The organism is Streptomyces gottesmaniae (assembly GCF_031845845.1).
GTDB lineage: Bacteria > Actinomycetota > Actinomycetes > Streptomycetales > Streptomycetaceae > Streptomyces > Streptomyces akebiae.
The window spans coordinates 1-387 of sequence record NZ_JAVRFJ010000178.1 but is presented as its reverse complement, the minus strand read 5'-3'; the positions used below and the strand labels follow the sequence as shown (position 1 = coordinate 387).

The window sequence follows — 387 nt, the reverse complement described above, 5'->3', positions numbered from 1 at the left end:
GTGCAATGCCTGACCCAGTTCCAAACCGATAACGCCCGGCCCGAACACGGCAACGCGCTTAGGCAGCGTATCCCACGAGAAAACGTCGTCGTTGATAATCAAACGGTCGCCCAAAGACTGCCACTGCGGCAGGATGACGGGACGCGAACCGGTAGCAATCGCGAAACTTTTTGCCGCAATTTGGATATGGTCGTCGATTTGGACGGTATGCTCGTCGATGAATTTAGCCGAGCCCATGATGCGCTTGTCGGCAGGCCATTCTTCCACATCGGTAACGACAAAGCCGACAAAACGGTCGCGCTCGGATTTGACGCGCCGCATAACCTCTTCTCCGTTGACGACGATGCTGTCTTTGTCCAAATGCACGCCGAAGGGGTCGGTATGCAA

General features: G+C 55.6%; 1 protein-coding gene. It reads right to left on the bottom strand.

The features are described 5' to 3' along the window. Nucleotides 1–387 (bottom strand): FAD-dependent oxidoreductase (locus RM704_RS45885; RefSeq protein WP_498076474.1); only part of this gene is annotated, 387 nt, incomplete at both ends.